At 71.1% G+C, this 13,570-nt stretch carries 16 protein-coding genes and 1 tRNA gene; 5 read left to right on the top strand and 12 right to left on the bottom strand.

Annotated elements, in window-relative coordinates; translation table 11 throughout:
* Positions 1-45 precede the first annotated feature (45 nt).
* The 4 genes from AC1ROY_RS02260 to AC1ROY_RS02245 are packed head-to-tail and all read right to left on the bottom strand — an operon-like array spanning position 46 to position 3,426.
* Positions 46-2,013, bottom strand: a complete 1,968-nt coding sequence (locus AC1ROY_RS02260; RefSeq protein WP_493146731.1) for a heme lyase CcmF/NrfE family subunit — start codon at positions 2,011-2,013, stop codon at positions 46-48.
* On the bottom strand, positions 2,010-2,504 hold the full coding sequence (gene ccmE / locus AC1ROY_RS02255; protein WP_493146729.1) for a cytochrome c maturation protein CcmE: 495 nt from the start codon (positions 2,502-2,504) through the stop codon (positions 2,010-2,012). The genes AC1ROY_RS02260 and ccmE overlap by 4 nt, the downstream gene beginning before the upstream one ends.
* Positions 2,501-2,635 carry a heme exporter protein CcmD gene (gene ccmD, locus AC1ROY_RS02250; protein WP_493146727.1) on the bottom strand — a complete coding sequence of 45 codons (135 nt, stop codon included), beginning with the start codon at positions 2,633-2,635 and terminating at the stop codon, positions 2,501-2,503. Before ccmD ends, ccmE begins: the two co-directional genes overlap by 4 nt.
* Positions 2,632-3,426: a heme ABC transporter permease gene (locus AC1ROY_RS02245; RefSeq protein ID WP_493146725.1), complete on the bottom strand. Its 795-nt coding sequence runs from the start codon at positions 3,424-3,426 to the stop codon at positions 2,632-2,634. The genes ccmD and AC1ROY_RS02245 overlap by 4 nt, the downstream gene beginning before the upstream one ends.
* Before the next feature lie 227 nt (positions 3,427-3,653).
* Between AC1ROY_RS02245 and AC1ROY_RS02240 the strand changes: the two genes are divergently transcribed.
* The 5 genes from AC1ROY_RS02240 (at position 3,654) to AC1ROY_RS02220 (ending at position 6,680) form a co-directional block, all read left to right on the top strand.
* Complete coding sequence (locus AC1ROY_RS02240; RefSeq protein WP_493146723.1) at positions 3,654-4,085, top strand: EVE domain-containing protein; 432 nt, start codon at positions 3,654-3,656, stop codon at positions 4,083-4,085.
* Entirely contained in the window at positions 4,082-4,645 is a 564-nt protein-coding gene (locus tag AC1ROY_RS02235; RefSeq protein ID WP_493146722.1) for an HXXEE domain-containing protein, read from the top strand. Before AC1ROY_RS02240 ends, AC1ROY_RS02235 begins: the two co-directional genes overlap by 4 nt.
* A complete protein-coding gene (locus tag AC1ROY_RS02230) occupies positions 4,642-4,989 on the top strand; it encodes a Rieske (2Fe-2S) protein (protein ID WP_493146721.1) in 348 nt (115 codons plus the stop codon). Before AC1ROY_RS02235 ends, AC1ROY_RS02230 begins: the two co-directional genes overlap by 4 nt.
* 91 nt (positions 4,990-5,080) lie before the next feature.
* Complete coding sequence (locus AC1ROY_RS02225; protein ID WP_493146719.1) at positions 5,081-6,049, top strand: Bug family tripartite tricarboxylate transporter substrate binding protein; 969 nt, start codon at positions 5,081-5,083, stop codon at positions 6,047-6,049.
* 4 nt (positions 6,050-6,053) lie between these two features.
* Positions 6,054-6,680: a glutathione S-transferase N-terminal domain-containing protein gene (locus tag AC1ROY_RS02220; protein WP_493146717.1), complete on the top strand. Its 627-nt coding sequence runs from the start codon at positions 6,054-6,056 to the stop codon at positions 6,678-6,680.
* A gap of 57 nt (positions 6,681-6,737) precedes the next feature.
* Here AC1ROY_RS02220 and AC1ROY_RS02215 read toward each other — a convergent pair whose 3' ends face one another.
* From AC1ROY_RS02215 to AC1ROY_RS02180, 8 genes are all read right to left on the bottom strand, one after another.
* Entirely contained in the window at positions 6,738-7,514 is a 777-nt protein-coding gene (locus AC1ROY_RS02215; protein WP_493146716.1) for a YoaK family protein, read from the bottom strand.
* Positions 7,515-7,550: 36 nt separating this feature from the next.
* Positions 7,551-7,625, bottom strand: a tRNA-Gly gene (locus tag AC1ROY_RS02210).
* Positions 7,626-7,736: 111 nt separating this feature from the next.
* The gene (locus AC1ROY_RS02205; protein WP_493146714.1) at positions 7,737-8,675 is read right to left on the bottom strand and encodes a Bug family tripartite tricarboxylate transporter substrate binding protein; all 939 of its coding nucleotides are present in this window, start codon (positions 8,673-8,675) and stop codon (positions 7,737-7,739) included.
* Between the two features lie 129 nt (positions 8,676-8,804).
* A complete protein-coding gene (locus tag AC1ROY_RS02200) occupies positions 8,805-9,605 on the bottom strand; it encodes an SDR family NAD(P)-dependent oxidoreductase (RefSeq protein ID WP_493146711.1) in 801 nt (266 codons plus the stop codon).
* 127 nt (positions 9,606-9,732) lie between these two features.
* The gene (locus AC1ROY_RS02195) at positions 9,733-10,671 is read right to left on the bottom strand and encodes a Bug family tripartite tricarboxylate transporter substrate binding protein (protein ID WP_493146709.1); all 939 of its coding nucleotides are present in this window, start codon (positions 10,669-10,671) and stop codon (positions 9,733-9,735) included.
* 111 nt (positions 10,672-10,782) lie between these two features.
* Positions 10,783-11,583, bottom strand: a complete 801-nt coding sequence (locus tag AC1ROY_RS02190; protein ID WP_493146708.1) for a cyclase family protein — start codon at positions 11,581-11,583, stop codon at positions 10,783-10,785.
* A gap of 65 nt (positions 11,584-11,648) precedes the next feature.
* The gene (locus AC1ROY_RS02185; protein WP_493146706.1) at positions 11,649-12,929 is read right to left on the bottom strand and encodes a TRAP transporter large permease; all 1,281 of its coding nucleotides are present in this window, start codon (positions 12,927-12,929) and stop codon (positions 11,649-11,651) included.
* Positions 12,926-13,480, bottom strand: a complete 555-nt coding sequence (locus AC1ROY_RS02180) for a TRAP transporter small permease (RefSeq protein WP_493146704.1) — start codon at positions 13,478-13,480, stop codon at positions 12,926-12,928. The genes AC1ROY_RS02185 and AC1ROY_RS02180 overlap by 4 nt, the downstream gene beginning before the upstream one ends.
* Positions 13,481-13,570: the final 90 nt, after the last annotated feature.

Below are 13,570 nucleotides of genomic sequence, written 5' to 3'. Positions count from 1 at the left end.
CAGGCCCTTCGGCCTTCCGGTCATCAGGCGCGGGCGCCACTTCGCTCATGCCGTCACCTCCGCCTCGCGGCGCTTCGCCGCCGGCGCGGCGATGCGCACGCGCCGGTCGCTCAGCGAGAGCGCGCCGCCCAGCGCCATGACGAAGGCGCCGAGCCAGATCCAGGGCGCGAGCGGGTTGTCGTGCAGGCGCAGCACGGCCTGGCCGTCATGCTCCTCGCCGAGCACGGCGTAGAGGTCGCGGGCGAGGTTGGTGTGGATGGCGGCCTCGGTGGTGGTGGTGCGGCCCTGCGGGAAGAAGCGGCGCGAGGGCTCCATGACGCGCACCTCGCGCCCGTCGCGCAGCAGCGTGACGGTGGCGCGGCGCGCGGTGAAGTTCGGGCCGGTCACGTCGCGCACGCCGTCGAGCCGCCACTCGTAGCCGGCGAAGGAGGTGGTGCCGCCGGGCGGGAGCGCGGCGAGATGCTCGGTCGAGAGACCCATGCCGGAAATGCCCAGCAGCGTGACGCCCATGCCCGCATGCGCGATGGCGGCGCCCCAGGCCGAGCGCGGCAATCCGCGCGCGCGGTGCAGCACGTTGGCGAGGCGCGTGCGGCCGAGGCCGGCGCGGTCCGCGATATCCGCTGCCGCGCCGCCGATCAGCCAGAAGGCGCAGGCGAAGCCGAAGGCCGGCAGCACGTGCCATCCCACGAAGGCCAGCGTCAGCAGGAAGGCCGCCAGCGCGAGGCAGGCCGCCCACCAGAGCCGCTGCAGCACGGGCCAGAGCGACGCGCGCTTCCACGGCATCATCGGCCCGATCGCCATGCCCGCGATCAGCGGGAGCGCCAGCGGCGCTACCGCCGTGTTGAAGAACGGCGGACCTACGGAAATCATCTGCCCCGTCAGCAGGTCGAGGAAGAGCGGGTACAGCGTCCCCACCAGCACCACCGCGCAGATCGAGCAGAGCAGGAGGTTGTTCAGCACCAGCGCCCCCTCGCGCGAGACCGGCGCGAAGATCCCTGTCGGCGCCATGGCCGGCGCACGCCACGCGAACAGAAGAAAGGCGCCGGCGATGTAGATGGCCAGCAGGCACAGGATGAACACGCCGCGCGTCGGGTCCGAGGCGAAGGAGTGCACGCTGTTCAGGATGCCCGAGCGCACCAGGAAGGTGCCGAGCAGGGACAGCGCGAAGGCCAGGAGCGCCAGCAGCACGGTCCAGATCTTCAGCGCCTCGCGCTTCTCCACGACGATCGCCGAATGCACCAGCGCCGTGCCGGCGAGCCAGGGCAGCAGCGAGGCGTTCTCCACCGGATCCCAGAACCAGTAGCCGCCCCAGCCGAGCTCGTAATAGGCCCACCAGGAGCCGAGCGCGATGCCGCAGGTGAGGAAGCTCCAGGCCGCCAGCGCCCAGGGCCGCACCCAGCGGCCCCAGGCCGCGTCCACGCGCCCCTCGATGAGCGCGGCGATCGCGAAGGCGAAGGTGACGGCGAAGCCGACATAGCCCGTGTAGAGCAGCGGCGGATGCACCGCGAGGCCGAAGTCCTGCAGCAGCGGGTTGAGCCCGTTGCCGTCCGCCGGCGGCGGCCAGACGCGCTCGAAGGGATTCGACGTGAACAGGATGAAGGCGAGGAAGCCGAGCGAGATCGTCCCCAGCACGGCGATGACGCGCGCCTGCAAGGCCGACGGCAGCCCGCGCCCGAAGCCCGCGACGGCGGCCGAGCAGATGGCCAGCACCAGCACCCAGAGCACCATCGAGCCCTCGTGGTTCCCCCAGGTGCCGCTGATCTTGTAGATCATCGGCTTGGCGGAATGGCTGTTGGCGACGACGTTGGCGACGGTGGTGTCGTTGGTCGCGTAGCTCCAGATCAGCGCGCCGAAGCCCAGCGCGACGGCCAGGAATCCCGCCAGCGCCAGCGGCGCCGCCGATCCCATGAGCCTGGCGTCGCCGCGCTGCGCGCCGACCAGCGGCAGCACCGACTGCGCGATGGCGAGCATCGCCGCCAGGATCAGCGCGAAATGACCGAGCTCAGGGATCACGAGCCGCTCCGCCGCTCCGGCGTCAGCGTGTTCCAGGTGGCGGCCGGCGGAGGCGCGCCCTGCGAGGGGTTCCAGTGGCCCGAGCGCTTCAGCGCATCGGCGACCTCGGGCGGCATATAGGTCTCGTCGTGCCGCGCCAGCACCTCGCGCGCGGCGAAGGAGCCGTCGGGACGCATCATGCCCTGGGCGACCACGCCCTGGCCTTCGCGGAAGAGGTCGGGCAGGACGCCGCTATAGGTCACGGCGATCGTGCTGGCGCCGTCCGTCACGCGGAAGCGCACGGTCGCCCCGCTCCGCTCCACGCTGCCGGCTTCGACGAGGCCGCCGAGGCGGAAGGCGCGGCCGGGCGGCGGCGCCTCGCGGGCGATGTCGCTGGGCGAGCGGAAGAAGACGAGGTTGTCCTGGAAGGCGGTGAGCGTCAGCGCCGTCGCTGAGCCGAGGCCGATCGCGCAGAGCAGCAGGATGTAGAGGCGCCGCTTCTTGCGCGTCATCGCCTTGTCTCCAGCCGCGCGAGCTGGCGCTTCGCCGTGCGGTAACGGGTCACGGACATCGCGGTCAACGCGGCAAAGACGAGCCCCGCAAGTCCCCAGGCGATGCTGACATAGGCCCAATGCGTGGTCACGCCGGCACCTCGGCCCGCCGTGCGGCGGCCATCTGCAAGGCGCGCACGCGGCGCTCCATCACGGCCGCCCGCGTCGCCGCCAGCACCAGCGCCGCGAAGGCCAGGGTGAAGCCCACCGCGCAGACCAGCAGCGGGTAGAGGATGTCCACATGCAGCCCCGGCGCGTTGATCCGGGTGATGCTCGCGGGCTGGTGCAGCGTGTTCCACCAGTCCACGGAGAACTTCACGATGGGCAGGTTCACCACGCCGATCAGTGCCAGGATCGCGCCCATCCGTGCCCCGCGCTCCGGGTCGTCGAAGGCACGCACCAGCGCGGCATGGCCGAGCCAGAGGAAGAACAGCACCAGCACCGAGGTCAGCCGCGCGTCCCAGACCCACCAGGTGCCCCACATCGGCCGGCCCCAGAGGCTGCCGGTGACCAGGCACAGCGCCGTCACGGCGGCGCCGATGGGCGAGAGCTCGCGCGCCGTCAGGTCGGCCAGCGGGTGGCGCCAGATCAGCGACATCACCGACAGCGCGGCGAGGCCGGCATAGCCGCCCATCGCCAGCCAGGCCATCGGGACATGGACGAACATGATCCGCACCGTCTCGCCCTGCTGCCAGTCGGGCGGGGCGTAGGCCAGCCCCCAGGCGGCGCCCCAGCCCAGCACCAGCACGGCCGCGACGGCGAGCACGGGCAGCCAGCTCTCCGTCAGCCGCAGGAAGCGGCCCGGATTGGCGAAGCGGTGCAGCGACCCGCCAGGACGGGGCAGGCTGGCCGAAGGAGAGGTGGCGTCCACGCGCCGCAACATAAGCCCTGACGTCCCCTGTTCAAAGCCGTGGCCGCGGCATGCCGGCCCGGCTGGTCATCCCGATGCCGGCCTGCCGGCCATCCAGGCCCCGGGGCTACCCGGCCGCGGCCCGCCTTCCCCTGATGTGGATCACGGGCCGGCCATTTGCCCGGGTGGGCGATCCGTAAGCCGCTGGCGGCATGCGGGAAACCTGCCTAGGCTGCGGCGCCCGCCCGCAGGATTCCGTCATGGCCGCCCGATCCAAGAAGCTCCCCATCCACCTCGTGAAGTCCGAGCCGGACGCCTTCTCCTGGGACCAGCAGGTCGCCAACGGCGTCGAGCCCTGGAATGGCGTGCGGAACTTCCAGGCCACCAGCTTCCTCAAGGCCATGAAGAAGGGCGACCGCGTCTTCTTCTACCATTCCAACATCGGCAAGGAGATCGTCGGCATCGTCGAGGTCGTCCGCGAGGCCTATCCGGACCCGAACGACGAGACCGGCCGCTGGGTCTGCGTGGACATGAAGGCGATCGAGCCGCTGAAGCACCCCGTCACGCTGGCCGCCATCAAGGCCGAGCCGCGGCTGGAGGGGATCGCGCTGGTCCGGCAGTCGCGCCTCTCCGTGATGCCCATCTCGCCCGAGCATTCCGCCGTGATCCTGGAGATGGCCCAGAAGGGATGAGGGCCTCCACCCTCCGCGAGCTGCTGCGCGACCATTGGCTGATGGGCGCGGTGGCTGGCGCGCCGCTGCTGCTCGCGCTGGCGCCGCTGCTGGATTTTCCCGCCTGGCTCTTCTGGGTCTTCCTGCAGCAGCCGATCTACATGATCCACCAGCTCGAGGAGCATGTCGGCGACCGCTTCCGCCGCTTCGTCAACGAGCGCCTGGCCGGCGGGAAGGAGGCGCTGACCCCGGCGGCCGTGGCCGTGATCAACATCGGCGGCGTCTGGGCGGTGAACGCGGCCTCGCTGCTGCTGGCGGGGCTGTCGCATCCGGGCTGGGGGCTGGTCGCCGCCTATCTGACGGTGGTGAACGCCGTCACGCACATCGCCGCCGGCGTGAAGTTCCGGGCCTATAATCCCGGCCTCGTCACCTCGGTCGTGCTCTTCCTGCCGGCCGGGATCGCCACGCTGGTCCTGGTCTCGCGCGAGCCGGGCGTGGGCGTGGCGGCGCATCTCGGCGCGCTGGCGCTGATCCTCGCCCTGCACGCCGCCATCGTGATCCATGTGAAGCGCCGCGCATGAACGAGTGGCGCACGCTCTGCCGCATCGAGGACCTGCCCGAGGGCGAGTCCCGCGGCTTCGACGCCCCGCCCGGCGGCTTCACCGGCCTCTTCGCCATCCGCCGCGGCGAGCGTGTGCTGGTCTATGTGAACTCCTGCCCGCATGTCGGCCTGCCGCTGGAGCTGGTCCCGCACCGCTTCCTCGACCGCAAGGGCGAGCGGATCGTCTGCGCCGCGCATGGCGCGCGGTTCCGCATCGAGGACGGCGAGTGCGTCTCCGGCCCCTGCATCGGCGACGTGCTGGAATCCGTGCCAGTGCGGATCGAAGACGGGGAAGTCCGCGTGCCGGTCAATGCCGGGCAATAGGCCTGCTCAATCCGGGTTGACCGTTCGTTAACCCGACGGCATCACTATCGCCACGAGGAATGCGCCGGTCCCGAACAACAGGGACGTTCCAATGACTGCCTTCACCCGTCGCGCGCTGCTCGGAACCGGTGCCGCCGCAACCCTCGCCACCCCCGCGCTGGCCTATCCCGACCGGACCATCCGCATCATCTCGGGCTTTCCGCCCGGTGGCCTCAACGACATTGTCTGCCGCGGCATGTCGCAGGTGCTGACGCCGATCCTGGGCGTGACCGTCGTGGTCGAGAACCGCGCCGGCGCCGGCGGCGGGGTGGGCGCCACGGCCGCGGCGCGCGCCGCCCCGGACGGCCACACGCTGTGGATGGGCATCGTCGACACCCAGGCGATCAACATGACCGCCTATCGCAGCCTGCAATACGACGCCGAGCGCGATTTCGCGCCGATCAGCTTCGTCGCCAACGTGCCCTTCGCCTATGTGGTCGGGCCGTCCAAGCCGAACATCCGCGACTTCCGCGGGCTGATGGACGCGGCGAAGGCGGATCCCGGCGGCGTCACCTTTGCGAGCTGGGGGATCGCCTCCACCTCGCACCTCGCGATGGAGCGCGTGATCCGCGAGCAGCATGTCGAGATGCTGCACGTCCCCTTCACCGGCCAGGCGCCGGGCATGCAGGCCATCATGGCGAGCCAGGTGGACTGCATGTCGCTCCCCGCCGGCGGCGCCGAGAGCATGACGCGCGATGCCGGCACGCGCGCGGTGGCGGTGGCGGCGAAGCAGCGCATCGCGCTCTTCCCGAACACGCCGACCATCCTGGAGCTCGGCGGCACGCTGGACAGCGGGCTGTGGAAGGCGATCTACGCGCCGGCCCGCACGCCGCGGCCGATCATCGACCGGCTCAACCAGGCGGTGCGCGAGGCGATGCGGCAGCCTTCCTTCATCGAGGTGCTGCGGACCCAGGGCGCGGTGCCCGAGCCTTCGACGCCGGAGGAGCTGGCGACGATGCAGGCGCGCGAGCGGGCTGCCTGGGCGGAGGTGGTGCGGGCCACGGGCGCGTATATTCAATAACGCCATGTACAGGCTGATCAGCGCGACGCCCTCGCCCTATGCCCGCAAGGTGCGGATCGCGCTGATCGAGAAGGGCATTCCCTTCGAGCTGCAGACCGAGGTGCCGTGGCACGAGGCCACGGCGACGCCGGCCTACAATCCGCTGGAGAAGCTGCCGGTCCTGGTCCTGCCCGACGGCACCGGCATCTACGAGAGCCGCTTCATCCTGGAATGGCTGGAGGTGAAGCATCCCGCTCCGCGCCTGCTGCCCGACACGCCGGAGGAGATCCTCGCCGCGCGGCAGGTTGAGGTGATCGCGGACGGCATCTGCGACGCGGTGGTGCTGCTCTTCTTCGAGCGCCAGCGCGAGGCGCCGAGCGAGCCCTGGATCGCGCGGCAGCGCCGGAAGGTGGAGGGCGGCGTGCGGGCGCTGGCGGAACGCGCGGGGGAGGGGTTCCTGGTCGGCGGGCGATTCGGGCTGGCCGACATCGCGGCCGGCACGGCGCTGCGCTACCTCGCCGTGCGCTTCCAGGAGTTCGACTGGGCGGCGACGTACCCCGCGCTCGCCGCGATGAGCGCTCGGCTGGAGGCGCGCCCCTCCTTCGCGGCCACGACGCCGGTCCCGCAGACCATCACGGAAAAGGTGGTCTGAGCTGTCGCCGAGAGAGCGATTCACAGCTTCGGCGCTTCCGCCTCCGCTGATCGCACTCTACCGCTCGGCCCGCGCCAGCGCGCGCGCCACCGCGGGCGCGCTGCCGAAGAGGGCGAGGACGAACGCCAGCGGCAGCGTCGCGGCATAGCCGACCAGGGCGAAGCCGAAGGCGCCCGTGACGCCGCCGAGGAAGAAGGCGGCCAGCAGCCAGGACAGCAGCCGCAGCTTCGCGCGGTCGGCCAGCACGGCCCGGCCCGGCAGCGTGGGATCGCGGTTCCAGTAGAAGAGCTTGCCGAGCTCGATGCCGATATCGGTCACGATGCCCGTGACATGGGTGGTCCGCATGCGCGCGCCCGAGACCTTGGTGATGGTCGCGTTCTGCAGCCCCATGATGAAGCAGAGCAGCGGCACGGCCGCGACGGCGAAGCCGTGCCAGCCGTGCAGCGCCAGTCCGGCCAGCCCGAAGCCCGCCAGCAATGCGGCCTCCAGCAGCAGGGGCAGCGCGTATTGCTCGCCGCCGCGGTGCCGCCGCGCCCAGTTGATGAGCCAGGCCGAGGTCGCGGCGCCGGCGGTGAAGGCGAGCAGCGCGCCGAGCCCGCCGCCCACCAGCAGCCAGCCCCCCAGCGCCAGGTTGTCGGCCAGGGCCGAGACGATGCCCGACATGTGCGAGGTGTATTGCCCCACCGCGACCAGCGCGCCCGCGTTCACGGCGCCGGCGACGAAGGCCAGCACGAGGGCGAGCAGCCGGTCGGTCGCCTCGCTGCGCTCGGGCGCGACGGCCTCGTGCAGCGGACCCACGGCCTGGATCAGGATGCGGTGATGGAAGGCCGACACGGCTCGTCGTCGATTCCGATGGTTGGATGTGAGCCGTGGAGCGGGCGATGGGAATCGAACCCACGACATTCAGCTTGGGAAGCTGACGTTCTACCTCTGAACTACGCCCGCAAATCAAGACGTTATCGGGCTTTCCGGGAGCCTTCCGGCTCCCTTTCGGCCCTGGGTGCGGAAGTTAGCCCCTGGCCCCGGGCCGTGCAAGGAGACCGGGCGCGGCCGCGATCAGTCGGGCCTGATGTTGGCGCCGCGGATGACCCGGCCGAAGCGCTCGAGCTCGTCGGAGATGACCTGCGCATAGGCCGCTGAGCCCTGGCCATTGGGCACGTAGCCCATGGAGGCGAGCCTCTCGGCGAGCTCGGGCGCGCGCACCGCCTCGCCGAATGCGCCGGCCAGGCGGGCGATGATCGGCGCCGGCGTGCCGGCGCGCGCGGCCACGCCCCAATGCGTGTAGATGTCCACGTTGAAGCCGAGCTCGCGGAAGGTGGGCACATCAGGGAAGGCGGCCGCCCGTTCGGGGCCGGTGACCGCCAGCGCCCGCACGCGGCCTTCGCGGATATGCGGGCCGGCGGCGCTGAGGCCGTTCATCGCCAGGGGCACGTGCCCCGCCACCACGTCGTTCATGGCGGGCCCGCTGCCGCGGTACGGCAGGTGGATCAGGTCGATATGGGCGGCGAGCTTCAGCATCTCGCCGGCCAGATGCACCGTGGAGCCGTTCCCGCCCGAGGCGTAGCTCAGCGTGCCCGGCCGGGCACGCGCGAGTGCCACGACCTCCTGCAGCGTCCGGGCCGGGAAGGCGGCGTTGACGACCAGCACGATCGGCGCGTTGGCCAGGATCTGCACCGGCGTGAAGTCGTGCAGCGTGTCGTAGGGGAGGTTCGGGAAGAGGCTCGGATTGATGACGAAGGTCTGCTCGTTCGCCAGCAGCGTGTAGCCATCGGGCTCCGAGCGCGCGACCATCTCGGTGCCGATGATGCCGCCGCCGCCTGGGCGGTTCTCGATGACGAGCCGTCGCCCGAGCGAGCGGCTCACCACGGGCTCGATGACGCGGATCAGGTTGTCGGTGCCGCCGCCCGGCCCGAAGGGAATGATCACGCGCACGGGCTGCGACGGGAAATCCGACTGGGCGCGCGCCGCCGACAGCGAGAGGCCCAGCGCGGGCATAGCGAGAAGGGGCCTTCGTGTCAGCCATGCCATGGATCGGCCTCGCCTGCGGTTCGCAGCCGCAGCGTATCGCCCGTCATCGCGGGAGGGCAAACAATATAATCAGTGAGGCGCGGCGCTGACTGTGCGTCAGCCGCTGCGCGCCATCAGCCCGCCATCGACCAGCAGCTCCGTGCCCGTGATGTAGCGCGCCTCGTCCGATGCGAGGAACAAGCCGGCATGCGCCACGTCCCAGGCGTCGCCGCGGCGGCCCAGCGGCACGCGCGTCTTCGCCTCCTCCAGCAGCTCCGGCAGGCTCTTGCGCCCCTTCTGCTGGCTGACGCGCACCGCCAGCAGCGGCGTGTCCATCAGCCCCGGGATGATCGTGTTGCAGCGGATGCCGCGCGCGCCGTACTTCACCGCGATCTGCCGCGTGAACTGCACCAGCCCGGCCTTGGAGGCGGAATAGCCGACATGGTCGTGCCCGAGATGCGCGAGGCCTCCGACCGAGCCCACCGTGGTGATCACGCCCGAGCCCTGCCGCACCATGACCGGCAGCACGACCTTCGCGGCCAGGAAGGCGCTGGAGAGGTTCAGGTCGAGCTGGGCCCGGAAATCCTCCAGGCTCATCTCCTCCGGCCCGCCGGGGATCGATCCGCCCACATTGTGGTGGAGGATGTCGATGCGCCCGAAGGTCTCCTCGCAGCGCGCGGCCATGGCGCGCATGTCGGCCTCGCTCGTCACGTCGGCGGCGATGCTGATGCTGGAGCCGCCTTCGCCGGCGATGATGCGGGCCGTCTCCTCGAGCGCGGCCGCGTCGCGGTCCACCAGCGCCACGCGCGCCCCTTCCCGCGCGAAGAGCACCGCCGTCGCGCGCCCGTTGCCCCAGCCCGGCCCGACCGCCCCCGCGCCCGTGACCACCGCCGTCCTGCCTTCGAGCCGCTGCGTCATTCCTGTATCCGATCCTGCTGGGTTGACTGTCCGATCACGGGAAGGAGACGGCCGGCCCGGAAGGCGATGCCTCGCACCCTGGGCGGGCCGGATCCGGGCCCGTGAGAGGCTGCTGCATGATCCGGCCTCAACCTCCTCGCGCGCCGGTCGCGACCAGGATCGGCACCCAGCGTGCCGTCTCCGCCGCCAGGAATCCGGCCAGCGCCTGCGGCCCGCCCGGCATCCCCTGCAGCCCGGCATCCGCGAGCCGCCGCTGCGTCGCCGGCTGGGCCAGCGCCGTGGCGCAGCCCTCCGCCAGCCGCACGATCACCGGAAGCGGCGTCCCCGCCGGCGCGTAGAGCGCCTGCCAGGAGGAGCACGAAAAGCCCGGCACCACGTCGGCGATAACAGGCAGGTCCGGCAGCATCGCCGAGTGTTCGGGCGTCGTCACCGCGATGGGCACCACCTGCCTGTCGCGCGCCAGCGGCGCCAGCAGCGTCTGGCTGTCGATCATGAAGTCCACGCGCCCGGCCGTGAGGTCCGCCACGGCCTGGGGGGTGCCGCGATAGGGCACCACGGTGAAGTCCACCCCCGCCAGCTTCTTCAGCAGCTCGCCCGCGAGATGCGAGGCCGCGCCCACGCCCGAGGTCCCGAAGGTGGCCTTGTCGCCGCGCTCGCGCAGCCAGGCGAGGAAGGACGGCAGGTCGCGCGCCGGGACCGAGGGGTGCACCGTCAGCAGGAAGGGCTGCTGCGAGATCAGCGTGACCGGCGCGAAGTCGCGCGCGGGATCGGGCGCATCGGCATAGAGCGCCCTCATCACCGCATGCGCGGCGCCGTTCACCAGCAGCGTCTGCCCGTCGGCCGGGGCGCGCGCGACGGTCCGCGCACCGATGGTGGAGCCTGCGCCGGGCTGGCTCTCGATCACGATCGTCTGGGTGAGCGCCACGGCCAGCGGCTCGGCCAGGATGCGCGCGGCGACATCGATGATGCCGCCGGCCGCGAAGGGCACGATGATCCGGATGGTCCTCGATTGCGCCAGGGCGGGCGTGGCGAGGAGAGGGGCGACGAGGAGGGCGCGTCGGTGCATGGAAGGGCTCCCGCGGAAAGCTTCGCCCGCATCGTGCCGGAGGCGGCCGCGCGGGGCTAGGGCATGCTCCCCGCCTCAACGCCTCGAAGCCCTGAAAGTGAGCGGAGGCGATCAGGCCAGCGCGATGATCCGCCCTGGCCCGCCCGTTCCACCCAGGATCTTCGGAGCCCCTGCCACGATGGTCGCCCCGGTCACCGGCAGCGCACCGAGATTCGCGACGGCCTCGGCCCCCCAGCGCCCGGCGCCGAGCCAGCCGGTGTGGAAGGCGAAGTCGCGCGAGCCGCCGTGGTCGAGCGAGAGCGTGTCCACCGCCACGCCGGCCACGCCGCGCTCCAGCAGCAGCGGGACGAGGTCCGGCCGGAAGCCGGGGAAGCGCATGTCATTGCGGAAGCGCGGCGTCGCGACATGCGCGTCCCAGCCCGAGTTGAGCGCCAGGCAGGAGCCCTGCGGCAGCCGGCCATGTGCGGCCTCCAGTGCCGCGAGGTCCCCGGGCGTCACCTGGTAGTCCGGCTCGGCCGCGGCCTTGGCGCGGATGTCGAGCACCACCAGCGGGCAGACCAGCGCCTCGACGGCGATGCGGTCCACCGTGGGTCCGTCGGAGAAGTGGAAGGGCGCGTCGAAATGCGTGCCCACATGCTCGTAATAGGCGAGGCGGTTGACGTTGTAGCCGTCCTTCGCACGGGTGAGCGTGAGCTGGATCTCGATGGCCGGCGAGCCGTCGAAGGTCGGGAAATCCGGCCGAAGCGTGTGCGTCAGGTCCACCACGCGGCTGACGGGCGCGCTGCGCAGCGCCTGCGCCCCCGCGGGATGGGCGGAAAGGCCGAGTGTGAGGGCGGCCGCGGCCGTCGCAGCCAGTACGCCGCGCCGGCCCAGCCGGCGCGCCACGCCCTCCATCACGCAAGCATCGCACATGGCGGGATCTCCCTGGTTGCCATGCGGTCAGGTTGCCGGAGCGGCGCCTCCGGCGTCATGCGTTTTCAGCGATACCATTTCGTTGGTAACCACATCACGAGTTCCGGGATGTAGGTGCAGAGCAGCAGCACGCCGATCAGCGGCACCATGAAGGGCAGCACGCCGCGCGCCGCATCCTCGAAGCTGATATTGGCCACCCGCGCCAGGATGAAGAGCACGATCCCCACGGGCGGCGTCAGCAGCCCGATGCAGAGGTTCAGCACCATGATCAGCCCGAAATGCACGGGGTCCACGCCGATATGCTCCATGACCGGCAGCATGATCGGCGTCAGGATCAGGATCGCCGGCAAGGGCTCGATCGCAAGTCCCACCAGCAGGAGAAAGATGTTGGCGATGAGCAGGATCGCCCATTTCTGCTCGGTGATGGCGAGCACGAATCCGACCACCTGCTCGGAGACGCGCGTCGTCGTCAGCAGCCAGCCGAAGATCTCCGAGGCCGCCACGATGAGCAGGATGGTCGCCGTCACCTCCACCGTCTCGAAGCTCACCTTGGCCAGCGCGCGCAGGCCGAGCGTGCGGTAGACGAGGCAGCCCAGGAACAGCGCGTAGACCACGGCGCAGATGGCGCCCTCGGTCGGCGTGAAGGCGCCGGCGCGCATCCCGCCGATGATGATGACGGGCGTGAGCAGCGGCAGGATTCCGCGCGCCAGCGTGCGCCCCAGCTCGTAGAGCCGGAACTTCGCATCCGCGCCGTAGCCGTAGCGGCGGGCATACCAGTAGACCATCAGCATCAGGCACGCCGCGACCAGCAGCCCCGGCACGATCCCCGCCGCGAAGAGCTGCCCGATGCTCGCATTGGCCGAGACGCCATAGACCACCAGGGGCAGCGAGGGCGGCAGCAGCGGCCCGAGCATGGAGCTCGCCGCCGTGATGCCCACCGCGAATTTCGGGTCGTAGCCATGCGCCCGCATGGCGCGGACCTCGATGGTGCCGAGGCCGGCCGCGTCGCCCACCGCGGTGCCGCTCATGCCCGCGAAGACCACGCTGCCCACCACGTTCACCTGGCCGAGCCCGCCGCGCATCCAGCCCACGGCGGCGACGGCGAAGTCGTAGATGCGCTCGGTGATGCCGCCCGTGTTCATCAGCATGCCGGCCATCACGAAGAAGGGCACGCAGAGCAGCGGGAAGCTGTCCACGCCGCCGACCATGCGGTGCACGATCGCGACCAGCGGCACCGAGCCGTCGATGAGCGCGAAGAGAATGGAGGCGCCCGCCAGCGCGATGGCGACGGGCAGGCCGAGCGCCAGCAGCGCGAAGAAGCCAAAGAGCAGGATCGCCGCGGTCACGCGATCACATCCTGCGACTGCGGCGCGTCATGAAAGATCCAGCGCCGGCGGATCCACAGCGCCTCGCGCAGCGCCATCGTCGCGAAGCCGAAGGCCACGGGCCAGTAGACCCAGGCCAGCGTGGCATCGAGGCTGTCCATCGGCATCGTGCCCATGAGCACCGCGACGTCCACGCCGATCCAGGCGCCGAAGATCCAGAAGCCGAGCCGCAGCGCGTCCTGGATCGCCCAGAGCACCTTCCGGGGGCCCATCGGCAGCGCCAACTCCAGCGCCTCCACGCGGATATGCGTGCCGCGGCGCACCGCGCCGGCCGAGCCGATGAAGGTCAGCACGATGAGCAGGTAGCGCGCGGCCTCCTCGGTCCAGGCGACGCTGTCGTTCAGCGCGTAGCGCGAGAAGAACTGCGTGAAGACGAGGATGCCGAGGATCCAGAGCAGGACCAGGCCGATCCAGTCCTCCGGCCCGTAGCTGCGATAGGAGAAGTCGCGCAGGTCGTCCGCGTAGCCGGCCTCACGGCTCTCGGCCACGCCCTCGAAAGGCTTTTCCGACACTCGTCCCCCCAACCCTGAAGATTCTTCGTTGGGCGACACTGTAATGAAGCGGGCAGGGAGTGCGAGCAAATCCTGCGACATCCAGGCATC

Source organism: Roseococcus sp. GW821-FHT12F05 (genome assembly GCF_058806835.1).
This window is presented reverse-complemented; position numbering and strand designations above follow the sequence as displayed.